The organism is Salinimonas sediminis (assembly GCF_003429285.1).
GTDB lineage: Bacteria > Pseudomonadota > Gammaproteobacteria > Enterobacterales > Alteromonadaceae > Alteromonas > Alteromonas indica.
Genome location: NZ_CP031769.1, coordinates 3155325 through 3180691 on the forward strand (window position 1 = coordinate 3155325; position 25367 = coordinate 3180691).

Sequence of the window (25367 nt, forward strand, 5' to 3'; positions counted from 1 at the left end):
TGACTAACTGACTAAAAGATACCCAGCTTAGCGCAAAGCGCTACATTCGGCTATCTTTGGTCAGTGAAGATTTTATTGGTTTATGATGTCGGCTTTTCGCGGTCTTTATTGACAATTTTTTCAATAATACCGGTGGTCGACACCCCCTGCTCAAAATGCAACACTTTTACCTGACCGCCATTGGCGATCACTTCCTGGCCACCCGCAATTTGCTCTACGGTATAGTCGCCCCCTTTAACCAACACATCTGGCAACAGCTCACTTATCAGGCGTTGCGGTGTATCTTCGCTAAACGGCACTACCCAGTCGACGGCGCTAAGGCCGGCCAGTACTGCCATTCTGCGTTGTTCGTTGTTGACCGGTCGCCCCGGCCCTTTCAGGCGCGTAACCGAAGCATCATCGTTAACCGCTACAATTAACCTATCCCCTAGCTGGGCCGCGGCCTCAAGGTAGGACACATGCCCGGCATGCAAAATATCAAAGCAGCCATTGGTCATAACCACTGTTTCGCCGCGACGTTTCGCCTGGGCCAACGCTACGCTCAGTTTGTCTTGCGACAATACGCCGGTATCGTTATTGCGGTGCTGCTCGTTCTGGGCAATCGCCAGTTCAGTAGCGGTCACCGTCGAGGTACCCAGTTTGCCCACCACAATACTGGCGGCCATATTCGCCAGTACGCAGGCATCAGGTAAGCTACAGCCTGCGCCATACGCCAGTGATAGTGTTGATACCACTGTATCGCCGGCGCCGGTAACATCGAATACTTCTTTGGCCCGCGCTGGCATATGAAAACTATCAGACTGCCCACTATAAAGCGTCATACCTTCTTCAGAGCGGGTAAGTAATAGGGCATCCAGCGCCAGTGTCTGCTTTAGCTGATGCGCTTGTTCAGATAACGCACTTTCGCTTTTTGCAGGGCCGGCGATAGCAGAAAATTCGGCCATATTCGGCGTAATAATACTGGCACCTTTATACTTGGCAAAATCCGTGCCTTTTGGGTCAACAATTACAATTTTTTGTAACGCCCGGGCGGCGGCGATAAGTTGTTGTGGTGCGGCTAAACAGCCTTTTGCGTAATCTGACAAAATCACCACGTCGGCATCGGGTAATAACGCTTCGTAACTGGCCTGCATTGCCGACTTATCAACCTCAGCAAAAGACTGTTCAAAGTCCAGCCGTAAGAGCTGCTGGTTTCGACTCATTACCCGCAGTTTGGTGATGGTATCTTTGCCACTCACTGCCGTGAAATAGCAGTTAACCCCAAATGAGGTCAGGCGCTGTTCAAGCAGCCCGGCATTCTCGTCATCACCTACCAGACCAAGCAAATTTACCTGCGCGCCCAGCATGGCGGCATTGATAGCGACGTTAGCGGCGCCGCCAGGCCGATCTTCACTGCTATTTACGTTGACCACAGGTACCGGCGCTTCCGGCGAAATCCGGCTGGTGCTGCCGCCCCAATAGCGGTCTAGCATCAGATCGCCAACAATCAATACCCTGGCTTTACTGAAATCTGGTAACATCATGATGTTTATTTTCGACGTAGTATGAATAAATTGGAGCCAAGTATATCAGTCTCAGCTTTAAATGAGGATAACCCGAGTGCCTGCTGGTATGTATATATTATTGAAAACCGTTTAGGCCAGTTATATACCGGGGTTACAGTGGATCCACGCCGCCGTTTACGCCAGCACACCGGGGCCATTAAAGGCGGGGCCAGAGCATTAAAAGGAAAAGGCCCCTTGTATTTTCGCAAGGTGGTGCAAGTAAATGATAAAAGCACCGCGTTAAAGCTGGAGTATGCGATTAAGCGTTACACCAAAGCGCAAAAGCTGGCCTTAATAAACGATACACTTGCGCTGCCTGCGCAGTTCGAGGCCAAACCGATTGGCCTGGCCCGGTTAAGATAAGAACTCAAAGATACCGTTGACGATGGAAGCGATCCCCACTGCCAGGCACAGCTCCAGGCACGCCACGCCGACATTATGCTGTTTATCCACTTCCTGCCGATAGTCCAGCCCCCACAGAATGACTTTTTTACTGATATTCACCAGCAGGTATAACGCCAGCGATAAAACCACGCTGACAATAAGCCAACCGGTGACATTGCTTACATAACCGTCAGGATAATAATTAAGCAGGTGGCGGGCAGAAGCTACAATCAGCGCGGTCCCCAGCAAGTTGCCTGAGTGCTCCACTGCGAGGGCCATCTGGCCTTTTTGTAAAGCCCCCTGGAACGAGTCGTTCTGATTATCGCGGGCATAGCGCACTTCATATATGCGAGTCATAAATATCAGAATGAATAACACCACCGTAAACCCGGTACAGATAGCGATAATAGCGTTCAGGTCGCTACCATCTACCCACAGTACCATGCTACGCAAGATAACCGCACTGGCAATCAGACTCGATGCATCGACCAGCGCGATACTGACACTTCGGTCAGCAATCAGCGCGCGGGTATCCACCCGGTTCAAAACCAGTTTATCGTGGGCAAAACGGCCGAACTGCACCAACACAATACCAATCAGACCAAAGCTCAGCATGCCGGTGGCCGCCGATTCAAGCCCCTCGCCAACATGACGGCCGACCACCGAGCCCAATACAATGCATAGCGATAACATGCCCCCGGCAATACTGATCCCGAAGGCAAAGTTGTCTTTCACCCCGAGCTCGTCAGCCACCGAGCTTTTTCTGAAAATACCGGCCAGCCATTTCATTATGACCAGCAGTAGTAATGCCAGTACCAGGTCGATGACCAGGTATACCCATAAATCCCTGGGTAACGGTACAAGTTTGACCAAAGTCTCCATTGCTCATCCCTCACTATATGCTTGCGTGGTCATAAGACGCTGGAGCCTGGCTGGCGGATATGCCAGACTCACCACTTAAAGAATTTATTAATTTTAACGGTTTACACCGCACACTAATAAGGCGTGTATTATGCCTACGCAAATGCAAATGAACAGGATTATCGAACAAAAGGGATTGGCCCACTGGCAACGCTTAAGCGAGCATGCCGAGGCGCCTGATTTTAGTGCCTTTAAAGACACCGTGGTGGCCATGTTTGGGCATAGTGACTTTATTGCCGAACACTGTATCGCGCATCCTGAATGGCTGGCCAGCCTGCTTGACGATAATGCTTTACATGCCTTTACTCAACACAGTGATACCGCCACTGTGTATATTCCTCCTTACGCCAGCATGTTGAGGGAACTGCTTACCGGGATTACCAGCGAAGACGCTATGCACCGCGCGTTGCGGCTGTTTCGCAACCAACATATGTTAACCCTGGCCTGGCTCGACCTAGCTAACCAACAACCGATTGAAGTGTCGCTGGCGCGTACCTCGGCGCTGGCCGACGCACTGATTTACCAAGCCTATTTATGGGTTTACCAGCAATTGGCGCAGCGCTATGGTGAGCCTGCCGGCCCCCACGGGCCTCAGCCCATGCTGATGCTGGCAATGGGTAAACTTGGCGGTATGGAGCTGAACTTTTCCTCTGATATTGACCTGATTTTTTGCTACCCCTACAAAGGCGAAACCGCCGGTGGCAAAAAGTCTTTAGAGCATCAGCAGTTTTTTAACAAAGTGGCGCAAAAACTGATTGGCGCGCTGAACAAAGTCACGGTGGATGGCCAGGTGTTTCGGGTTGATATGCGCTTGCGCCCTTTCGGCGAAAGTGGGCCGTTGGTGACCCATTTTTCAGCGCTGGAAGACTATTACCAGGAGCAAGGCCGCAGCTGGGAGCGCTTTGCTATGATTAAAGCGCGGCCAGTGAACCCGCGGGGCGATTATAATGACGAGCTGTTGCAAATTCTTCGCCCGTTCACGTTTCGCCGCTACCTGGATTTCACCACCATCGATGCCCTGCGGCATATGAAAGGTCTGATTAACCGTGAAATTCGTCGCCGCGGGCTAAGTAATAATATTAAACTGGGGCCAGGTGGTATTCGTGAAGTAGAGTTTTTCGCCCAAAGCTTTCAGTTGATCCACGGTGGCCGGGAACCTCTGTTACGCCAGCGAGGATTAAAACTGACCCTGGCAGCGCTGGCCGAACTTGGCATTGTAGAAGCCGATGCGATAGCCACCATGTACGACAATTACCTGTTTTTGCGCAAGCTTGAACATACATTGCAGCAGCTGAACGACGAACAAACCCAAACACTGCCGGAGGATGAGTGGGCGCAAAGCGTGCTGACCTCAGTCATGGGATGTGCCAGTTACTCTGCTCTTACTACCGAATTAGATAGCCGCATGGCGGCTATTCATGCTCAGTTCAACGAACTGGTGGAAGAGCATCATGAGGCGCATGATGAAACCGATACGCTGTTTACCCAGTGTCAGGATGCCTGGCAGGTAGACTTATCCCAAGAAGAATTCAGCCGTTTGCTGACGCCGCATCTTGACCCTCGTGAAAGCGAACAGGCGTTTCGGTTACTGGCCGACTTCAGAACCAGCTTACGTCAGTTCAGGCTGGGCGAACGTGGGGTAAGTACGTTAGATGAGCTGATGCCTGAATTGCTACACACGCTCATTCAGGCTCACCCGGACAGGCTTGAGCAGGTTATGCGGCGGGTTCTTGATGTGATTAAAGCCATTACCGGCCGTACCACTTATCTGAACCTGCTACTGGAAAACCTGGATGTCCTGAAGCAACTCGTCAAACTGTGTGAACGCAGTGAATGGATTGCCACCCAGATAAAACGCTTCCCGTTATTATTAGATGAATTACTGACCCCGCTATACCTGGAACAACAAAACACCAGCCTGGAAGAAAGCCGGGCGCAGTACAGTGATGAGTTGCGCCAATTACTGCTGCGGGTGGACCCCGACGACGTTGAATTATCGATGGATACCTGTCGGCAGTTCAAATTGTGCCAGCAGCTACGTATTGCAGCTTCCGATATCAGCGGCTCGCTGCCTATTAATAAAGTCAGCGACAAACTGACTATTCTGGCTGAGGTGATCCTGGATACGGTAATTCGCCAGGCTTGGCAGCAAATGGCCAGCCGCTATGGCCAGCCGGCCCACCTACCCGCTGACCAACTGGGGTTTGCGGTAATCGGATACGGAAAATTAGGTGGCTATGAACTTGGTTATGGCTCTGATTTAGATCTGGTATTTATCCACAATGCCCCGCGAGATGTACACACCGACGGCAAGCGCAGTGTTAGCGCCCAACAGTTTTATATCAAACTGGCGCAGCGCATTATGCACTTACTGAACACTACCACCCTGTTTGGTCAGCTATATGAGACTGATCTGCGGTTACGGCCTTCCGGAGCAGCAGGCTTACTGTGTTGTCATGTTGAAGGCTTCGCCACCTATCAGCGTGAAGAAGCCTGGACCTGGGAACATCAGGCATTAGTGCGCGCCCGCGGCGTGGCAGGTGACGGTGATTTAATCAGTACTTTTGAAGAGGTGCGTAAAAACATCCTCACCTTACAGCGGCCCCTACCCTCGTTGGTCAGTGATGTGACTTCTATGCGCGAAAAAATGCGCTCGCACCTGGAGCGCACCCGTGATGAAGGGATTGATTTAAAGCAATGTGCCGGGGGGATTACCGACGTTGAATTCATTACCCAGTATTTAGTGCTAGGCTATAGCCACAAGTTCGATGATTTAGTGCGCTATACCGACAACTTGCGTATTTTGGATACCGCTTGTGAACTTGGCGTAATTGATGCCCAATCCAGCGAACACTTACAACAAGCTTACCTGCAACTGCGCGATGCCTATCATCAGCTGACCCTGGCTGACGATAAATTCGCACAAAACACGCAAACCCTGGATAGGTTACGCAACTGGGTCAGAAAAACCTGGCAGCAGGTATTATCGGTATAGAGCAGCGCCCAGCCAAGGCGCCCGCGGCCCGGTTTCAAAAAAACGCCCCCCCCCGGCCAAGAAAGCGGCCGAGGAAACAAGCGGCTGGGCAAACGAGCGGCTAAGAAACCAACCTACATCAGGCCTGTTCGTGGTACAGGCCAAAAATAGGCGGGCAAACATAAAAAACCGGGGCCGATACGGCCGCCAGGCTTCCCTTTAAGCGCTATCGGTCGGTTAGCGGCCACCGGCCTTATTCAACCGGGGCGCAGTGGGTCTTCAGGAAAGGCGTTAAGGTGGCGGTTACCACCATAGTACGCTGCTTGGCACACACATAGGTATGCACATCCCCTGCAAAGTTGCTGTTTACGGCGTTCGCGATTTGGTCCAGTGAGCCTACAATAGTATCGTCCAGCTGAAAGTGATGCTTAATAACGAAGTCCTGGTCCAAATCCCAGATCACCTGCATACCTTCTTTTTGGGCGTAAGCAGAAATCGCATCGCGCAGGGTATTGCCCGCTTTAAAACTGCGAAACTTATGTTCGCCAACCCAATCGGTTTTTGCCGGCCGTCTTTCGCTGGACATACGTTTGAGCTGATTATCCAGACCCCCGTCCACTTGCTCAACACTTACCACAAACTCGCCTGAGGTGTCGCTGTCAACATCCGCAGCCGACATTCTGAAGTTACGGTAAAAACTACTTAACCCTTTGGATACCGTCTTTGTATCTTCAGCGGGGGCATCTTCACCGAAACCGCTTTGCTGCAGGTAAATGGCGATCCCGGCGGCGATAACCAGCACCAGCGCGAAGCCGATTTGTTTGGCCCAAAAGGATTTTCCAGAATAATGCTTTGCCATACTACAATTTACACTTACCGGTTACTGGTTTTATAACGTCTGGTTCAATAATAGTACAGACAACTGCCAATAACAGGCAATTGGCAATAGGTCTAGTCATACAATGACGGATCGGTATCCCGCGGCCGGGTTTTAAAGCGCTTGTGCATCCACAAATAGCTCTCGGGTTGTTCTGCTACAATGTTACATACCTGTTCATTTAAGTAGGTCAATGCACCCCGATCATCTTGCGTGGCAAGCTCATTCATAGCCGGGTAAATTTTCACTTTGTACCCACCCGCGGTGTATTGCGAGGTGAATATCATGGGCACGCAATTGGCCCGCCGGGCAAACATTAAGGTCGCGGTAGAGGTCGCGGTCTCAGCCACGCCGCCAAATGGTACGAATATACTTTGGCTGCGTCCGTAGTCCTGATCCGGTAAGTACAGGCACAACTCCTGATTATCCAATGCGTTAATCAGCGCCCGCGCGTTACGTTTATGAATCATATATTTATTTGAGCGTGCGCGACCATGGTATTGCAGGTAATCAATTAACGGGTTGTTGTGTTTGCGATAAAAGGCTATCGAAGGATGGGTATACCCCACGCCACGGCACGCAAATTCCAGGTTCATATTATGTAAGGCCAGGCCAAATACGCCTTTGCCTTGCGCCAATGCGGCTTCAACGTGCTCGTAGCCCTCAATAGTAAAACAACGACGAATACGCCAGCCGGGCCACCACCAGCCCATGGCGGTTTCAAACAACGCCATACCGGCGCGCCGCACGTTCTCATGCGCCAGTTCGTCTACCTGAGTATTGGTAAGCGCCGGATAGGTCAGGGCAATATTGCGTTTGGCCACTTTTACCCGCTTAGGCACTATGATCCCAATCAATCGCCCTGCACCAGCTCCGATTTTTCGGATGACCGGTAACGGCAGCCAGGTAATAGCATACAGTACAACCACACCCAACCAGGTTAGCCAGTACTTAGGCCCTAAAAAACGTAGCTTGAAAGATGGTGGGGTAATAGCAGACAAAGACGACTTCCTGAATAATTTTTTACCCAGTATTGTACCGTCTGAAACAAAAGTTACCACTCACTTGGCGTTCTGCGGTTTGCGTTTACCGCAAAAGCCAGGTTCAAAGCGTAATGCGCGGATACAAAAAACCCCGCCTTGGCGGGGTTTCACTTCAGTACTCTTTATCGATTTCTTTGAGTTTTTTCTCAAACTTTTCCATATCGCTATCAGACTCGTAGTCATAGTGATACTGGTTGTGGAAGCCATATTGCAGCTTAACGTTTGGATCCTCCACGAACAGCGTATATCCGTCCATATCGGTAAATGCGGTAATACCGTTTAGAACATAACGGTCGTCTTTTTTATCACCAAACTGACGAATTTTATCGAACACCTGCAGTAAAAATTTATTGTCTAGCTCGTTTCTCATGAATATCAAACGCCTTTTGTTTGCTTTGTGTATTCATACCGTTAATACGTCAACTTGGTTTACTTCAGGCCACCGACAAGGTGTTATTAATTAAAGTTGTAGCGAAAACCCAGGTTAAACAAGTTGGCAGACAGATTGTGCTCGCCGCGCACATGCTCATATTCTATTCGAATCATGGTGTTAAGCCCCAGGTGGTAGTCATAACCCAGCCCTACCAGGCCTGCTACTACCCCTTCATCATAGTCACAAGCACCCTGGATCACCTGCCCTACTTCACAGTTGTCAGTCTCGTCCATCAGATATTGGCCACTGATATCGGCACTCATTACACCCAACTTGTAAAACAGCTCACCCTGGGGGCCGCCGGCTTTCCCTAACACAGCAAGATACAACGCATCGCCTTTGGTATTGCCGGTCTCATCGCTGTCATCAAACAGCCGTTTGTAGCCGCCTTCAATATACCATTGCGGGGCAAATTCATGGCCCAGGGCCAGATAGAAGGTCTCGCTACCAAGATCACTGCCTGCACGGCTGTTGCTAAACTCAGCATCGCTGTAGCCCGCTCCAACCACACCGTACATTTTTTCCGTAGCCTGTGCTGCGCTGCACAGACAGCCTGCTAAAAGCATGCTCATCCATCGTTGCTTCATGTATGTAAAGTCACTCTTATTATTTTAAAAGAAATATTCCAGTGTCATCTGTACCTGATCATCGCGGCGCATATACAAATAGGTGTCAACGACATCAGCTGAGAAGAAGTAAGCATCCAGCTTCCAACGCCAGTTATCCGTCATCCGGCTGGAAGCTTCAATAAACCCACTGTAGGTACCCGACTCATCCAGATCCTGAATATAGCCAGCCAATACTTCCGTGCCGTCTATATCGTTGAAGGTCCAGCGCACCCCCATCATCAGATCATTCTGACCGGTGGCGAAAAAATTATTGTCCCGTTCATCGAACTGGTATTCCATTAAGAAACCAAGGTCATGATTGGTGCCCATAACCCCCACGGTAGTGCGCTCAAAGCCCGCCACCGCGGCTGTGAAATCTTCACTTTGACCACTGCGGTAAATACCTTCAAATTTCAGTAGCCATGCACCCTGTACCTTTAACAGGTCTACCCCATATTGCTTAACCTGAGCATAGTAAGGCAGAATATAACTTTGCCCCGCTTCATCAAAGTCAGTGGTTAATTCAGGTTCGCGGGTGGTACCGTCAAAAAACGACACCCCTAGCTCCCAATCTCCCAGGCTGTTTTGATAGCGTAAGGCATAATCAAGATGCTGTTGTTGCGCACCCGACTCATATTGTGCGCGATCGCCATAAATCGGTGTGGGCGGCCGCAGCCGTCCTTCCGGGCCCGCAAACGTACGTTCGCGAAAATACGGTAAAACAAAAGCCGATACCGTTCCCCAGTCACCATAGGTGGTAAAGTTCACCATTGGTTGGCCTAGCTTTTCTTCGCCGTCGACCTGTTCCACCATGTCGGTCTGGTTGATAATATCGACCAGATGCAAAGACTCGGTTTGACCCCAGAACACTTTGCCTACACCAACCCGCGTTTCCCAGTTATCTGCTACGTGCAACCACTGAAATTCGCGTAAATCCATATGGGTACGCTCATCATCACGTTGATCGTAGCGGGCAAACGGCCTGACCAGCAAGCTGTCGTCACCATCGTTCCACTCGGTGTAAAACTCTGGCTCTATCGCTACTGAAACCTGACTACGAGGTTGCCCGGGATACAGCGCATCCTGTAAAAAATAGCGGCCTTCCGCCGAGGCACTACCCCCTATTTCAATTTCTGCGGCTGCAGAAAAAGCCGCCGTCAACATAACCGCGGCGCTTACAAGTTGTGGTTTAGTCATACACCTATCTTGCTCTGCGTAAGCTGTTTTTATCAAAGTCAGACTCGTCCAGGCCTTGCTCAAACTCCAGCGAGTTGGTTTTCAGTTCAGTTGACTTACCGGTTTGCTGGTTATACATGAAGCTGCGATAAGGCCGCCAGAATTGCTTACCGTCAATCTCATGCGACTGATAATCTTCAAATTCCAGTGTTTTTAATGCATCACCTTTGCGGTCAAAAAACTCCACTTTGCGAACCCGATAATGCGCTTGGTCTATCCACACTATTTGCTTGGAATAGCCGGAAAATTCATCCTGCGGCATTTGTTCCATTACAAAGACCTTTTCGCCTTCGTATTTATCTTCGCGTAAAAAATTATAAGTGAATTTCTCAACTTCAAATGACGTCATGTCTTCAAAGGCGAACTCACTGCTCATAAACGGCCCTGATTTATTGCGTGAAGCTATGCGTTTAACCCGTTTGACCGCAGGAAGGTAAATCCATTGTTCGTCCGCTTCCATTGCATGGGAAAAGCTTAAAAAGGCCGTACCGGCGACGTCGCGCGGCGAATCAAATACGGTCAGGGCTTTATCGCCATCTTGCTGCATTTCCAGTGAGCTTACCCGCATTTCGCGGGTGGCCTCTTGCCCCTGCGAATTACGCAAGGTCATGGTCATCGAGGCCACGCTGTTATTCCAGCCACTGTCGCGGGCCTTGCGCTCTTTGGCTATGGTTAGCCCTTGTTCCACCGCATTCTGTGCTGCCACAGGCCCGGCAATGATCATTGCGGCGCATAGCCATACTAGATTAAGTCTACTCACGAATTTCATTCTGCGTACCTCTGGACTGACTTTTGTCTTTGTCTAACCACATTAAAAAGGCGGGTAAAAAGAGTAAATCTACCACTAATGCGGCCACTATAATAATTACCGTCAGGGCGCCCATATCCGAATTTAACCGGAAACTGGACAACGTCAATATACCAAACCCCGCCGCCAGAACCAGGGTTGTGGTAACCAACGCCTGCCCGACGGTGGTAAATGTATAGATGATAGCATCTCGCACCGACTGGCCTTGATGACGGGCAAGCTGATATTTAGCGAGAAAGTGTACCGTATCGTCAACAATAATACCCATGGTCATACTTAATACCACCGATAAGGCCATGTTTATCTGTCCGGAAAACATTCCCCATACACCGAAGCCGATACCCGCCGGGATCAAATTGGTTAGCAGGCTGACCAAGCCTAACCGCCATGACCGCAAGGCAATAATAATCAGGCCTGAGATCAGCACTAATGCGAGTATAGTGCCCCACACCATACTTTGCATGTTGCGCGCGCCGATATGGGCGAACATCAGAGGCGGGCTGGCCGCTTCCATACGCAAGTCGGGTGCCACTCCGGCAAACCAGGTTCGCGCGCGGCTTTCAAACGCGGTAAATTCATTGCTGCCTAAATTATCTAGAACTGCCACAATACGTACCGCTGACTTATTGATATCTATCTGATTATTCAGATCAAGTCCATAAGGCAGCGACATTTCATAAAGCAATAAATACTGCGAGGCGATCTCTTTATTTTCCGGTATCCGGTAATAGTCAGGATCGTCATTGTTCATATTCATGTTCAGCCGCTTAATCGTGTCACTGAAGCTGGTAACATGGTGTACTTCAGGCTGCTGATTAAGCCAGTTAGTCAGTTCGTCCACCTGATGCAGTACGGTAGGATCGTTAACCCCATACTCCTGGTCGGTGTAAATTACAAAATCGATATTCGACATACCGCCCATGGTGTCTTCCTGCACATTCACTGCCTGGCGAAAGGTGCTGGACTCACCAAAGTACTTCACCGCTATATCGTTAAGTTCGTTATTGGCAGAGAACACCAGCGATACGGCTACCACCAGCAACGATACCGGCAGAATCCGACGATGTCGCTGGCACACCCACTCCCCCGCCTTATGATAGCGTGAAGCATTGTGCTTAGGCGCGCCAGGCACGCGCAACGGGGCCAGGTTCAACATCGCCGGAAGCACTGTCAGAGAAAACAGACAGGCCAGCATTACCCCTACTGCGGTCATGTTGCCCAAATCGGCCAAAATAGGTACCGCCGAAAAGTTCAGCATAAGAAAGCCAATAGCCGTGGTTACACTGGTAATGACGATAGGCTTGGTATTCACTTTAAGGCTTTCGGCAAGGGCTTCATGCTTGGCCATCCCCTGGCGGGCGAATTGCCTGAAACTCACAATAACGTGAATACAATCGGCGACGGCCAGGGTCATTACCATGGTAGGTACGTTTACAGTGGCGGTACTTAAAAACAGTCCGGCCCAACCGGCCAGGCCCATGGTCACTGCGATACACGAGGCCACAATCACCAGTGTCGCCAGGGCCGCCACAATTGAGCGGGTTAACAACGCTATCATGATGGTGATAACCACAAACATGGCAGGTATCAGGGTTTGTGCATCATCCTGGGCGGCCACGGCAAACGCATCATTCATAATAACCATGCCGGTCAGGTAAATAGCATGGTCAGGGAATTGCTGCTGGTATTTATCCTGCAATTGGCGGGCGTAGTCCGCAATCTCAATCACTTCTTTGGTCTGGTCACCATCGGGCAACTGAATAGTAGCGTTAATTACCGCCACCTCGCCATTGCGCGAGACCAGCCGTCCATCTATTTCAGGAGTACTTTGCACCACCTCGCGCACCCACTGAATATGTGGCCGGCCGTACTGCCCACTGGTTATCAGATCGGTCACGACCAGATCGTCGGCTTCGGCATAGGTATGCTGATAATTGGAAATTGATTCGACCCGCGTGGATAAGGGCAATTGCCAGGCATCTTCGGTAAGCTCGTGAATCAGCCTGAAAGTATCAGACTGATAGACCGTGGGGGCAGCAGGCACCACTAAAAAAGACACATTTTCACTTTTGTTGAAAATGTTTTGCATGTCTTCAAAGGCTTTACGCTGCGGATTATCCGGTTCGAAAAACACCTTGTAATCGCCGCGAAAATACAGCTGAGAAGCCCCAGTGGCGGTCACCGCGCACAAGGCTATAAATAGCAGAATCGCAAATTTTGGTGAATGCAGACACCACTTCATCCAACCAGGCAACTTTTGCATTGAAGACCTATACCCTTATCCGTTTTAGACGCTGCACAGTGTATCGACATTTTACGCCATAGTATAAGCCATCTATAGGTTTTTATTCTTATCCGAAGGTATTTACTGCGCTTTGACAATCGACCTAAAGCCTGCAGTAGCCGGTGCCGCAAGGTTAAAATTTATTTAGACAGTTAACAAAGTGCTAACGCCATATTTGATCTTTGCAGACTTTGATGTACTATTACCTCAGCAACTGGTCAGATGAGCGGATGAGTAATCATGAGTATTAGAAAAAGCCTGAAAAAAGTTTTACCTCCTATTTCGGTAACCGAACAGGAAGCCTTAGATGCAGGCGACATTTGGATTGAATCTTCAATTTATCAGGGAAAACCTGATATGGACGCGCTGCGCGCGGTGCCTAAAGCACAATTAAGCGCTGATGAACAAGCCTTTATGGACGGTCCGGTTCAGCAATTGCTGGAAATGATTGACGACTTTGAACTGGCCAACGGCAAACATATTCCTCAGGAAGTCCTCGACTTTTTGGGTAAAAACCGCTTTTTCTCGATGATCATTCCGAAGAAATTTGGCGGTCTGGAGTTTAGCCCGTATGCAAACTCAACTATTGTGGCCACCATTGCCGCCAAAAGTGGCGCGATTGCAGTGACCGTGATGGTACCTAACTCACTCGGCCCGGGTGAGCTACTGATGCATTATGGAACCACGCAACAGCAGGATTACTGGTTACCGCGTTTGGCGGTAGGTCAGGACATTCCCTGTTTTGCTTTAACCAGCCCGGAAGCAGGTTCAGATGCCGGTGGCATTCCCGATGCAGCTATTGTGACCAAAGGTCAGTACAACGGCGAAGAAGTCATTGGCTTATCAGTAAGTTGGGACAAGCGTTATATTACGCTGGCACCGATTGCCACCGTTTTGGGCCTGGCCTTTAAAGTGTTTGATCCAGAAGGTTTGTTGGGTGGCAAAAACGCGCTGGGTATTACCTGTGCGTTGTTACCTAAAGACCACCCTGGGGTGGAGCTGGGCAACCGCCACGACCCTATGGGCCAACGTTTTTATAACGGTACTACCCGTGGCCAGGACGTATTCATTCCGATGGACTTTATCATCGGCGGACAAAAGAATATTGGCCGTGGCTGGCAAATGCTGGTGAGCTGCTTAGGCGCTGGCCGGGGTATTTCATTGCCGGCAATGGGTGTAGCCACTGCCCAGAGTGCGCTAAAAGGCGCAGCAGAATACAGCTTTGTGCGTGAACAGTTTGGTTTGCCGATAGGCCGTTTTGAAGGTATTCAGGATAAGCTGGCGGATATCGCCGGCAAAACATTCTTGCTGGAAGCCATGCGGGTGTTAACCACAGAAGGTTTAGGCATGGGCCTTAAGCCATCGGTGGTCACTGCCATTGCAAAATACCACATGACTGAGCTGGGCCGTGATGTAATGAACTCGGCCATGGATATTCAGGCGGGTAAAGCGATTCAACGCGGCCCGCAAAATACCCTGGCCGGTGGCTACAGTGCCCTCCCCATTGCGATTACCGTAGAAGGGGCGAACATTCTGACGCGTAACCTGATGATCTTTGGTCAGGGCGCAATGCGCTGTCACCCGTATCTAAAAGAAATGGTCGACCTGATTCATAGCGACGATCACGGCGCCGATGCGGAATTCAATAAGGTACTGCGTAAAACAGTCAGCTTTAGTGTGAAAAACGCATTACGCAGTTTCTCAAAAAGCTATCTGCCGTTTTTGCGTAGCGCTGAATCAGCTCTGCCAGAGGTTCGCCCTTACGAGCAGCGTATTAATGCGCTGTCTGCCAAACTGGCGCCGTTAGCCGATTTATCCCTGGCTGTGTTAGGCGGTGACTTGAAAAAAGCTGAGTTATTGTCGGCCCGTTTAGGCGATGTAATGAGCTATCTGTATGGTGCTATGGCTGCGATTCGTTTCTACGAGCAGCGCATTGAGGACCGTCAACTCGCCAAACCATACTTTGACTATGCTATTCAATGGTCTTTGCAGCAGGCTGAAAAAGCCATTGTTGATTTCATCAACAACTTCCCTAATACCGCTACCCGCGGTCTGATGAGAATGCTGACGAATACCTACACTAATAGCGTTAGCGGGATCTCTGACAAGTTGGTAACCGAGCTGGCACAGGCGTCAATGCAGGATACCAGTGTTAAAGCGCAGCTAACTCACCTGGTGCGCCCGGTGGTAGGCGATGGTAACTACATCAATGAGCAGGCATTTAAAGCCAAGCATGCCGTGGCACACTTGTTAGGTCGGGTGCAAAAAGCCCTGCGCAAGGAACCGGTTGTACCTTATATATCGTTTGAAAATGCGCTTAATAAGCTACAGGAAAAAGGCATTATTTCGGCCGCTGAAGCAAGCTCACTGCATGATTACAACGAAAAGCGTAAGCTGGCAGTGCGGGTAGATGAGTTTACCTTTGACCTTGAGTTGTTAACCCCTGAGCAAACGGTTCCGGGTGCCCAACGACAGCGTGAAGCCCAAACCGATAACCAGGACGCTGCCTGATAGCAGCCAACCCGGTTAACCTCGGTTATTCCTTTACTCAAGCGGCTTCGGCCGCTTGTTTTGTATGTGCCCCGCTCACCGCTTTCCCCCTGGGCAACCCTGCCCCGTTAAACTTGGCCTGCTGGCTTGCATTTTGGTCGTAGCAGGCTATTACTTATATAGCTTCCTTTACAAAGTTAGCTTACCTAACTCTCTGTATAGCTTTTACATTTTATATAAGCACTCATGGCGCATGAGCGCTTAACAAGTCGTGGTGGCGGTAACAAAACGTCTCGCACTGACAGATAAATTTTAAACTATGTATAAAAGCGGTTAACGGAACTTACGGCAGCGAAGATGCATTCGCAGGCTGTTAAGGGTAACTGGCAGCAACAGGTATTCATTGGCAGCATTTTGCTGGCAAAACTCAGGCGGGCTTGCGGCATCCAATGGGTGAAGCAGGCGGTCTGATACAAGCTATCACCCTATGGCGATGAGGTCGGGTTTATTATTTTGCTGTCTAAAACACATACCCCACACCAGACATTTGTGTCGGTAAAGCTGGACGCTGTAAATATGCTGTACGGCAATGTTTACCGTGGCGCGTTAATGACCATGCTGGCATTCTCCGGTTTGGTATTTGGTTTTTCCAGTGTTGATGAGGTGCCGGGAAAACTGGTGTTGTGGACACTCATGATGGTGGTGTCGCTGGCCCGGATGGCCGATGGCTGGTGGTGGCAATACCACGCTGACCTAATGGCCAGGAAGGCTGACCCTGTGCCACCAGCTGCTGAGGGCGACGCCACACGGCCAACGCCATCGGCAGGTCTGTTAACTGCTGCCGTAAGCGGTTCGCGCGCTGGCCGCGCCTTTGTGCTACCCCACACGGCCTATGCCGGCTTTATTCGTTTTGCTATTGGCAATGGGCTTACCAGCACATTGTGGTGTGTTTACGCGGTGGTTTTTTACCATCAGATGGCGCTACTGGAATTAGCCTCAACAATGGTAATTCTATCGGCTATGGCTGGCGGGGCCGCCACCGTGCTGGCCCCCAGCCGTGCGATATCCAGCTTTTACACCACGTTATTGTTAGTGCCTATCTCTATCATGGCCCTCATCGACCCTGGGCAGGAATATCGAATTCTGGGCTTTTTAGGGGTGGGTTTCTGGCTGGCAATGTTATCTACCAGCGCTCAGTCTAATGCGTTTTTTATGCAGGTTATTGATTTAAAACAGCGTAATTCCGAGTTACTTGAAGATATGCAGCGCGAACGGGCTGAAGTAGTCAGAGTTAATCAGGCGCTGGTAGAGGCCAATAAACAACTGGATAACAATAACGCCAACCTGGAACAGCAAGTCACTAAGCGTACCGAAGAGTTGTTTGAATTGTCTAACCGTGACGCCCTGACCGGTCTGTTAAATCGTGCCGGTTTTAAATCTCAGCTTAATGAAAAATTAGCCGCTGCAAGGCAACACCATACCCGACTGGCCATTTTATTTATTGATCTGGATGGCTTTAAGCAGGTTAATGACAGCCTGGGGCATTTAATTGGTGACACTGTTCTTGAAACCGTCGCACGCCGATTGTCTGCGCACTGCACCGCCGACCAGCTTTCAAGGTGGGGCGGTGACGAATTTATCTTAACCGCCGCCAACATTAATGAATCCAACGCGGTAACGCTGGCCGAGTCGTTGCGTATTGCGGTAAGCCAGCCTATTGAGGCACAACGCAATCAAATTTCGCTGGATGCTACCATTGGGATCGCGTTTTTCCCGGAACATGGCACCCAGGCCCATACACTGATTCAAAAAGCCGACTTTACCATGTACCAGCAAAAACGAACCCAACGGGGCGCAGTGTGTTTGTACAATGAAGATATTTATCATCATGTGCGGCTGGAAGAAGCCCGGCGCGCCGGGTTGGCTGAAGCGATTCGTAACAATGAGTTGACGGTGTACTACCAGCCTATCGTGGATGCCAGCACCTACGAGGTGGTCTGCATTGAAACATTGTTACGGTGGCGTTTCAGAGGTAAGGCCATATCGCCTGCCGTATTTATCCCCCTGGCGGAAAAATCGGGGCTGATTAATAAACTCGGCACCTGGGTTTTAGAGCGTGCGTGTATTGAAACCCTGGAGCTGGATATTACCCCGCTGCCGGCGGTATCGGTCAATGTCTCTATACTGCAGTTACTTGAAGATGATTTTATTGCCCATATTGACCGCATTTTAACCGGCACCGGCTTTCCGGCGACCAAATTGCACCTGGAAATCACCGAATCGGCGTTTGCCCAGAATCGGGTAGCGATCCGCGAAAAAGTAGAAGCCCTAAAAGCCCGCCACATTCAAATATCAATTGACGACTTTGGAACCGGATTTTCTTCGTTAAGTCAGTTACAATTGCTGAGCTTTGATCGTATCAAGATAGACAAATCCTTTGTAATGGACTTAAGCTCGGGTAACGAAGCAATTATTCGGGCCACCCTAATGATCGCCCGTGAGTTTGGTTGTCAAACGGTTGCCGAAGGCGTGGAGTCGGTCAGTCAGGCTCAGCGTTTACGCAATATGGGCGTCACCCACCTGCAAGGATTTTATTTTGCCAGACCCATGCCAGCGGCGGAATTTACCCACTGGTTTCACCATAAAGATAACTAAACACTATGGCGCAGCTTTATTTTTATTATTCGGCAATGAATGCCGGCAAATCTACCTCTCTTTTACAATCTGCCTATAACTACCGGGAACGGGGTATGAACGCGATGATTTTCACCGCGGCGCTTGATGATCGTTACGGCGTAGGCAAAGTGGCTTCCCGGATTGGCCTGCAGGCTGAAGCTGAGCTGTATAAAGGCGACGATAATATTTATCAGCGAATTGCCGCCAGACACAGCGATAAAGCGGTGGACGCCGTATTCATTGACGAAGCACAATTTTTAACCAAGCCCCAGGTGCGTCAGTTAGTGGAGGTTGTAGATGAGCTGGATATTCCGGTTTTAGCGTATGGCCTGCGAACCGATTTTCTAGGGGAAACCTTTGAAGGTAGCCACTATCTGATGGCATGGGCCGATAAACTGTCTGAGCTGAAAACCGTGTGTCACTGTGGCCGCAAAGCCAGCTTTGTGGTGCGTTTGGATGACGAAGGCCAGGCCGTTACGTGCGGTGCACAGGTTCAGATAGGCGGCAATGACCGCTACGAGTCTATGTGCCGTAAACATTTTAAACAACTGGTCTGGGACTAACTTAACGCTATGCGTAAAAATATACTGATCACCGGCGCCAGCTCGGGGCTAGGCCGTGGCATGGCGCTGGAATTTGCCCGCAAAGGCCATAATCTTGCCCTGTGCGCGCGTCGTGAAGAACACCTGATTTCGCTCAAGCAGGAATGTCACGCTATTGACCGAACGTTAAAAATCAGTATTCGTACGCTGGATGTTAATAACCACGATGACGTATTCGAGACTTTCCGTGCGTTCACCAGCGATTTCACCTCACTGGACCGAATTATCGTTAACGCCGGAATGGGTAAAGGAGCCTCTATCGGTACCGGCCACTTTGCGGCCAATAAACAAACGGCGACCACTAATTTTATTGCTGCGTTGGCTCAGTGCGAAGCGGCATTGGAGATATTTCGTAAGCAAAATCATGGACATCTGGTAACAATTTCGTCCATCAGCGGACTTCGTGGCTTCCGGCGTGCGTTAACGGTTTACGCTGCCAGCAAAGCTGCGCTGTCATCGTTATCCGAGGGGATTCGGATAGATGTTATGGATACTCCGATAAAAGTAACGACTGTCCATCCTGGCTTTATTCGTTCAGCGATTAATGAAAAGGTGAAAAGCGCGCCTTTTATGGTAGATACGCAAACCGGCTGCAAAGCCCTGGTCAAAGCCATTAATAAAGAGCCCGCCAACGCTTTTGTACCAATGTGGCCATGGGCGATGGTTCGTTATGTATTACGGGTGGCGCCACTGTCGTGGCTGGCCCGAATGAGCTAACCTCTGATCTAAGTAACCGCTTATACTGGCTAAGGAACTGTTGTTGATTACCTTTTCACCTATGTTGTGGCTGACCGCATTAGCAATAGTAATGTATGGCACCATAGCCAGCGCCCAGCCCAACGTAACGCCGCTGGCACCGGTAGAAGAACAGCCCTCTTCCCTCCCCCAGCCGTTAGATAGCCAGGCGCTAGTTCAGGTAATAAACCGCAGTATGGAGGCCTTTGCTACCCCGGGTATGGCGGTTGGCGTAGTACATAACGGGACAACTGTATTCAGTGAGGGGTTTGGCCAGCGTAATATTGCCCGTAATCTTCCTGTTACCCCTGCCACCCAGTTTCGGTTGGCTTCTACCTCTAAAGCTTTTACCGCTGCGGCCTTGGCAATACTGGTTGACCAGGGCAAACTAAACTGGCACGACCCGGTTACTGACTATCTGCCCGAGTTCCAGCTGCACGATCCCTGGGTAACTCGCCACTTTACCGTTGCAGACTTACTTACCCACCAAAGCGGGCTGGCCAGCGGCGCGGGTGACAGCATGCTATGGCCCTCGCCTTCACGGTTCAGCCTGGACGAAATCATTCATAACCTGCGTTATTTATCGCCAGCCGGTGAATTTAGAAAAACATTTGCTTATAGCAATGTAATGTACATGGTCGCTGGCGAAGTCGTGGCTCGGGCGTCGGGTATGTCGCTGGCTTCGTTTATTCAGCAAGCTCTATTTGCACCGCTGAACATGACGTGTTTTGTGGAAGAGGTAAGCCCCAGCGCGTTGCAAAATGTGGCGGTAAGTTATGCACAGAACGATACCGAGGGTTTTTATCCGATAACCCGGAACCAGGTTAATACCAAGGGTGTTATTTACGCTGCGGCGGGTGGCATAACCTGTAATACCCACAGTATGCTTAACTGGCTGTCTATGTGGCTGAATAACGGCAGCTTCGGGGGCCAAAGTATTATCAGCCCCACCCAGCTTGATCAGCTCACCGCTCAACACGTGGCCCTGCCTGTGGCGGCTATTGATAAACAATGGAACCAAACCCAGTTTGGAGGTTACGCCTTAGGATGGCGCGTGAGCGATATGTATGGCTATAAAGTCGTGTCACATACCGGCACCGTGTCAGGCTATCAAGCCTATGTAGCCTTCGTACCGGCCCAAAAGCTGGGGGTGGTACTGCTCAATAACGGCTCACATTATGGTGCTCGCGGGGCGGTGATGCAGCATATATTGAATAGCTACCTGCAACCGTCCACGCCGGATAAAACATTACCCGACGATTGGATAGCAGCCTATCAGGCATTGGCTAGCAAGCAACGCAAAAGCTGGTTACAACGACATCCTAAGCCGGTTAAAAGCGGCGCCTTTGGTATCGCTAAAGCCAAGCTGGCAGGCACCTATCGCGATACCTGGTTTGGTGCCATGCACATCGCTGAACAAAATGGTAAGTGGCGCATCAGCAGCGCCAAAATGCCCACGCTTAGTGGTAGCGTGGAAGACTTCAGTGCTACCCGGCTTCAGGTGAACTGGGATAATACCAACGCGGCATCTCCCGCGCTATTGTCAGTCGATATCAATAGCACTGGGCAAATCAGGGGGTTCACATTGCAGCCTTTAAGACAATCAACCAGCCCGGCAGCGGCCACGAACCATGCTTACCGAGATATGTACTTTAGCCGAATGCCAGCGTCTGAATAAGCCCGCGAGATTCTATTTCTGTAAAAAAGCGAACGTGTAAAAGAGCAAGCCGATAACCAGCTACGCCGGCTCTGTAAGCCGCTGGTGAGGGATGCCTGGTTAACCTTGATTGCGGATTTAGTCCGCGCCTTTCCCGGTAAGTTTATCTCCTCCTCATCAATACCGCTGCGTAAAAAGTAGACTAATTATCAAGGGCTGAGCGACGTGGTTTTCTGCTACATTTAGCGGGTCTGCAGAGCAAATATTGCTTTGCCCTAATATTCGGGCTGCGGGGCAACCAACAGCAGGAACCAAATAATGATAACAATGGTAAATGGCTTAGATCCTCTTACAACGTTAACCCTGGCTTTAAGCCGAAATACGCTGTCAAACATCGAGAAACATAAGGCAATATGCTGCTGTGTGACATCGGTTATTCCGGAAGCTAGCAGGGTATCCCTGTGGAAGTTTAATGAAGACCGCAGCGCCATTCGTTGCTTAATGCTAAAGCAGGGTAGCGAGTGTGTTGTCACCGAGAATGTAATACTTAAAGAAGCTGATTTTCCAGATTATTTCAGGGCTATTTTACAGCAACAATTAGTGGTTGCCTCGAACGCGCGTACCCACGCCGATACCCGATGTTTTAACACTGATTATTTTGAGCCTAATGGCATTTACTCGTTACTGGACTACATCTTTCAGGAGAATTTTAAAGCAGTAGGCGTGATATGTTGCGAAGCTACCGGCAGCAAAGTGCAATGGCACAGCCAGGATATCGCGGTGCTCAAACGTATAGCGACCGTTACCTCTATGTTTTTTAAAGAGTAAGCCAGCTTCTTAGCGTGGGCCCACCCTCGCCCAACCATTACCAAACCATTACCATACCATCGCCAAACCAGCGCTAGCGATGTTGGCCTGCCCGCGATCTTAGCCAGCCCCGGCTACCGCGCACCATAGTGCGGGTAACACACGTTCAACGCATCACAGTGGTAAACAGCCTACCTGAGCGCCGGCTAGGCTGTTCATTAGTCCGGCCAGCTTTAATACAAGGCAATGGCCAGCGGGGCATAAGTCATTGTCACGAGGTTTCGCCTGCTACAATATCAAAAGGTAGCAGGGTAGACTCGGTGGCACCGTCTAACAGCAGTTGGGCAGCCAGCTCGCCTTTAGTCAGGCTCGACTGACATACGGTAGTCAGATAAGGGCGGGTTCTGGCCGCCTCATCAATGCCATCGAAACCGGTTATGCGCAACTGGCCAGGCACATCAATATTCTGGCTGATTGCATATTGCAGCAGTTCAAGGGCGATAATGTCGCTCATACACAAGATGGTATCGGGCCTGGGGTGGCTGTTTAATACTTCGCGGGCAGCTTGCCGGGCAAAGGAACCTTCACTTTCCGGAATATGCCAGATCCAGGCATTGTCAACGCTTACATTGCGTTCGCGCATAGCGCGAACGTAGCCATCCAAACGCCGGTGCGAAATAGAACTCTCTGCCGCCAGTAACGGCGAGTCGTAAATACGACATGTGTTAGCTGAGGCAATCAGTTTAAGGCCAAGAATGGCGACCCTATCGTTCTCGCGAATAGCGCCTTTGGCAATCTGATACGCGGCCTGCTCGTTATCAATATTAATGGCGGGACGGTGGTCGAGATTAAAGTCGACAGTTACCACTGGTTTAATAGTTGTGGTTAACTCATGGGCAAGGCGTGGATTTTCAGGGGCACCATAGCAAATAAAGCCATCCACAAAATCTACGACATCGCGAATCGAATCAACATTGCCGCTGTATAGCAACAAATGCTTCTGATTGGCATGCAGTACCTTGGATACCCCTTTGATAAAAGTACTGGCTACCGGGTCGCTAACCATGTATTCGATATTATCGGCCAATACCAGCGCCACTATGCCTGAGTGCCCTTTACGTAAAATCTGCGCCGCTTTATTCGGGCCATGATAGCCAATACGCTGGCAGGCCAGTAAAATTTCTTCCCGCTTAGCCGCCGATAACTGATCAGGTCGATTAAAGGCATTAGATATTGTCGCCGTGGACACATCCAGCATGTGCGCAACATCTTTCAAAGTAAGTTTATTTTTATTCATATTATGTAGGGTGACTGATTGAAGACATTTTAGGTGCCTGTTTAAGGTCATCAATATGACGCCCGCGGCAAACACCAAAGTGCTTCAATTTGCTCTTAATTTTTTTGTTATCCAGCACAACATTAGCAGAGATCATCTGTTTTTAACACCGAATTTACTTAATCGATTAATCCCATGACAGGTATATGGTGGGGAAAGACGGGCCGCAAAGCTACAGAATATAAGTAAACGTAATTCAGGTGCCAGTTTTAGTAAAACCGACACCTGCAGGATAAGAGGTAGGAAAGCCTATCGGGTACCGAAAATACGATCGCCGGCATCGCCCAGGCCGGGCAGGATATAACCCTGACTGTTGAGCCTGTCATCTACCGAGGCAGTGAAAATATCAATATCAGGATGGGCTGCGGTCACCGCGGCAATACCCTCGGGGGCTGCCACTAAAAATAGCCCCATAATTTTAGTGCAACCTTTTTGCTTGAGCAGGTCGATGGCGGCTATGAGGGTGCCCCCCGTAGCCAACATAGGGTCGACTATCAGCGCCGTTCGCTCATCAATGTGCTTAACCACCTTGTCAAAGTACGCCACTGGCTGAAGGGTTTCTTCATCGCGATACAAACCCACCACCGATATTTTCGCATTGGGGATCAGCTCCATTACGCCATCAAGCATGCCCAGGCCAGCCCGCAAAATAGGGACGACAGTAATCTTCTTGCCGGCAATTTGCTGCACTTCGATAGCATCGCCCGACCAGCTGGTAATGGTGGCTGGTTCAGTGGGTAAATCCCGGGTGGCTTCATAGGTCAGCAGGTTGCCCACCTCACTGGCCAGTTCGCGAAAGTCTTTACTGCTTAAACCTGCTTCACGCATGAGGCCAAGTTTATGCTGAATAAGTGGATGCCTGATTTCATGAACAGCCATGGTGCGCTCCGTGATAAATAATAATGAGGTACAAACACCAGACACGCATGCGTGCCCGGGTAACCTGACGATTATCCCTGTGTCGCAAAAAAATATCGACTGTTAACACACATTTATATGCTGATTGGCTAGCAGATAATCGTTTTGTAACGCTGACAATACCTAACATAACCTGTTCGTGACAGGCTTAATAGTTACACTGGGCGACGCGCGGGGGTGACCGTACTATTATGCCGCGTACCAGTATGCTCACTATTTGCTAAGGGCGACGCCGCGGTCGGTGCGGCCTGGCTATCAGCCGTCGGTTTTTCAATGATATAAATCAGGTCGTTATAATGCCATGCCAGGCGGCCAAACGAAAATACATTCACCAGCTGAGCAAACACCCGGATAAAACGGTCGCGGGCAGAACGCTTGCGTAAATAGTTATTTTTGCCAAAGGTGGCTTTTACGGCCAGCCCGTGTGACTGGCAGTACTGCTGTATATTGCGGCGGGCCAATGCAGGATCGTATACCGTAGGATACGGTAGATAACCGGGTTTACCCGCGTTTTTATTCCCTTTTATCAGACGATAATAATACACATGCATCCAATGGGGCGTAGAGCGGGCCATAAAGCCGTAAACAGAATCCCGGTCAGGCACTTTGATAATAATGACGCCACCGGGTTTTAGCCAGCGCGAAAAGTTTTCCAGAACCCGGGTTACATTACTGACATGCTCCAGTACGTAGGCAGTATAAATTACGTCAAATGCCGCCTCAGGTAACGCCACTTCTCGCAAATCACCGATTATCACCTCATCCAGATCATTGAATTTGGATTGGCGTAACGATACGGCGTCGGCGTCTATATCGACCCCGGATAATGTATATTCGATATCGTTGAGTTTGAGCTGCCATTTGTTTCCACAACCGGCTTCCAGAATACGTAACGCCCTACCCGGCGTAGCCTTGCTTGAGATGCAGGCTTCTAATATGGTTTTTTCTTCAGTGGTGTCAGTTACGATGTTTAAGGTCACAGCGTATTCCGTTGCAGTAAATGTAGCCAGTCCATACCCACCCCGGAGTTAACC

General features: G+C 50.0%; 20 protein-coding genes. 8 read left to right on the top strand and 12 right to left on the bottom strand.

What is annotated here, in order from left to right; translation table 11 throughout:
* Window positions 1-80: 80 nt before the first annotated feature.
* Window positions 81-1523, bottom strand: coding sequence for a bifunctional D-glycero-beta-D-manno-heptose-7-phosphate kinase/D-glycero-beta-D-manno-heptose 1-phosphate adenylyltransferase HldE (gene hldE / locus D0Y50_RS13995; RefSeq protein WP_108565902.1), 1443 nt, complete (start codon window positions 1521-1523; stop codon window positions 81-83).
* Between the two features lie 21 nt (window positions 1524-1544).
* Here hldE and D0Y50_RS14000 point away from each other — a divergent pair, with 21 nt between their 5' ends.
* On the top strand, window positions 1545-1907 hold the full coding sequence (locus D0Y50_RS14000; protein ID WP_108565901.1) for a GIY-YIG nuclease family protein: 363 nt from the start codon (window positions 1545-1547) through the stop codon (window positions 1905-1907).
* Here the strand turns inward: D0Y50_RS14000 and D0Y50_RS14005 are convergent.
* Window positions 1899-2810 carry a DUF350 domain-containing protein gene (locus tag D0Y50_RS14005; RefSeq protein ID WP_108565900.1) on the bottom strand — a complete coding sequence of 304 codons (912 nt, stop codon included), beginning with the start codon at window positions 2808-2810 and terminating at the stop codon, window positions 1899-1901. The two genes, D0Y50_RS14000 and D0Y50_RS14005, sit on opposite strands and share 9 nt — an antisense overlap.
* Before the next feature lie 130 nt (window positions 2811-2940).
* On the opposite strand from D0Y50_RS14005, the gene glnE reads away from it, so the two are divergent.
* Window positions 2941-5844 (top strand): bifunctional [glutamate--ammonia ligase]-adenylyl-L-tyrosine phosphorylase/[glutamate--ammonia-ligase] adenylyltransferase, encoded by a 2904-nt coding sequence (glnE, locus tag D0Y50_RS14010; protein WP_117317475.1) that lies wholly within the window; start codon window positions 2941-2943, stop codon window positions 5842-5844.
* A gap of 232 nt (window positions 5845-6076) precedes the next feature.
* Here glnE and D0Y50_RS14015 read toward each other — a convergent pair whose 3' ends face one another.
* From D0Y50_RS14015 to D0Y50_RS14045, 7 genes are all read right to left on the bottom strand, one after another.
* On the bottom strand, window positions 6077-6682 hold the full coding sequence (locus D0Y50_RS14015; RefSeq protein WP_117317477.1) for a toxin co-regulated pilus biosynthesis Q family protein: 606 nt from the start codon (window positions 6680-6682) through the stop codon (window positions 6077-6079).
* Between the two features lie 92 nt (window positions 6683-6774).
* Window positions 6775-7701 carry an LpxL/LpxP family Kdo(2)-lipid IV(A) lauroyl/palmitoleoyl acyltransferase gene (gene lpxL, locus D0Y50_RS14020; RefSeq protein ID WP_117317479.1) on the bottom strand — a complete coding sequence of 309 codons (927 nt, stop codon included), beginning with the start codon at window positions 7699-7701 and terminating at the stop codon, window positions 6775-6777.
* A gap of 154 nt (window positions 7702-7855) precedes the next feature.
* Complete coding sequence (locus D0Y50_RS14025; protein ID WP_108565896.1) at window positions 7856-8113, bottom strand: DUF3081 family protein; 258 nt, start codon at window positions 8111-8113, stop codon at window positions 7856-7858.
* A gap of 86 nt (window positions 8114-8199) precedes the next feature.
* On the bottom strand, window positions 8200-8748 hold the full coding sequence (locus tag D0Y50_RS14030; RefSeq protein WP_170145518.1) for an outer membrane beta-barrel protein: 549 nt from the start codon (window positions 8746-8748) through the stop codon (window positions 8200-8202).
* Between the two features lie 39 nt (window positions 8749-8787).
* Window positions 8788-9981, bottom strand: coding sequence for a hypothetical protein (locus D0Y50_RS14035; RefSeq protein ID WP_108565894.1), 1194 nt, complete (start codon window positions 9979-9981; stop codon window positions 8788-8790).
* Window positions 9982-9985: 4 nt separating this feature from the next.
* On the bottom strand, window positions 9986-10789 hold the full coding sequence (locus D0Y50_RS14040) for an outer membrane lipoprotein-sorting protein (protein WP_108565893.1): 804 nt from the start codon (window positions 10787-10789) through the stop codon (window positions 9986-9988).
* Window positions 10773-13091: an efflux RND transporter permease subunit gene (locus D0Y50_RS14045; RefSeq protein ID WP_117317483.1), complete on the bottom strand. Its 2319-nt coding sequence runs from the start codon at window positions 13089-13091 to the stop codon at window positions 10773-10775. Before D0Y50_RS14045 ends, D0Y50_RS14040 begins: the two co-directional genes overlap by 17 nt.
* 261 nt (window positions 13092-13352) lie before the next feature.
* Between D0Y50_RS14045 and D0Y50_RS14050 the strand changes: the two genes are divergently transcribed.
* From D0Y50_RS14050 to D0Y50_RS14075, 6 genes are all read left to right on the top strand, one after another.
* Window positions 13353-15623: an acyl-CoA dehydrogenase gene (locus tag D0Y50_RS14050; RefSeq protein WP_117317485.1), complete on the top strand. Its 2271-nt coding sequence runs from the start codon at window positions 13353-13355 to the stop codon at window positions 15621-15623.
* Between the two features lie 492 nt (window positions 15624-16115).
* A complete protein-coding gene (locus D0Y50_RS14055; protein ID WP_117317487.1) occupies window positions 16116-18257 on the top strand; it encodes a putative bifunctional diguanylate cyclase/phosphodiesterase in 2142 nt (713 codons plus the stop codon).
* Window positions 18258-18262: 5 nt separating this feature from the next.
* Window positions 18263-18841, top strand: a complete 579-nt coding sequence (locus D0Y50_RS14060) for a thymidine kinase (RefSeq protein WP_117317489.1) — start codon at window positions 18263-18265, stop codon at window positions 18839-18841.
* Window positions 18842-18850: 9 nt separating this feature from the next.
* On the top strand, window positions 18851-19597 hold the full coding sequence (locus D0Y50_RS14065; RefSeq protein WP_117317491.1) for an SDR family oxidoreductase: 747 nt from the start codon (window positions 18851-18853) through the stop codon (window positions 19595-19597).
* Between the two features lie 43 nt (window positions 19598-19640).
* Entirely contained in the window at window positions 19641-21293 is a 1653-nt protein-coding gene (locus tag D0Y50_RS14070) for a serine hydrolase (RefSeq protein WP_117317493.1), read from the top strand.
* A gap of 297 nt (window positions 21294-21590) precedes the next feature.
* Entirely contained in the window at window positions 21591-22100 is a 510-nt protein-coding gene (locus D0Y50_RS14075; RefSeq protein ID WP_108565886.1) for a GAF domain-containing protein, read from the top strand.
* A gap of 250 nt (window positions 22101-22350) precedes the next feature.
* On the opposite strand, the gene D0Y50_RS14080 is transcribed toward D0Y50_RS14075, so the two are convergent.
* From D0Y50_RS14080 to D0Y50_RS14090, 3 genes are all read right to left on the bottom strand, one after another.
* The gene (locus tag D0Y50_RS14080) at window positions 22351-23376 is read right to left on the bottom strand and encodes a LacI family DNA-binding transcriptional regulator (RefSeq protein ID WP_117317495.1); all 1026 of its coding nucleotides are present in this window, start codon (window positions 23374-23376) and stop codon (window positions 22351-22353) included.
* Window positions 23377-23664: 288 nt separating this feature from the next.
* Window positions 23665-24294 carry a uracil phosphoribosyltransferase gene (gene upp, locus D0Y50_RS14085; RefSeq protein WP_108565884.1) on the bottom strand — a complete coding sequence of 210 codons (630 nt, stop codon included), beginning with the start codon at window positions 24292-24294 and terminating at the stop codon, window positions 23665-23667.
* 194 nt (window positions 24295-24488) lie between these two features.
* Window positions 24489-25313 carry a class I SAM-dependent methyltransferase gene (locus tag D0Y50_RS14090; RefSeq protein ID WP_170145519.1) on the bottom strand — a complete coding sequence of 275 codons (825 nt, stop codon included), beginning with the start codon at window positions 25311-25313 and terminating at the stop codon, window positions 24489-24491.
* Window positions 25314-25367: the final 54 nt, after the last annotated feature.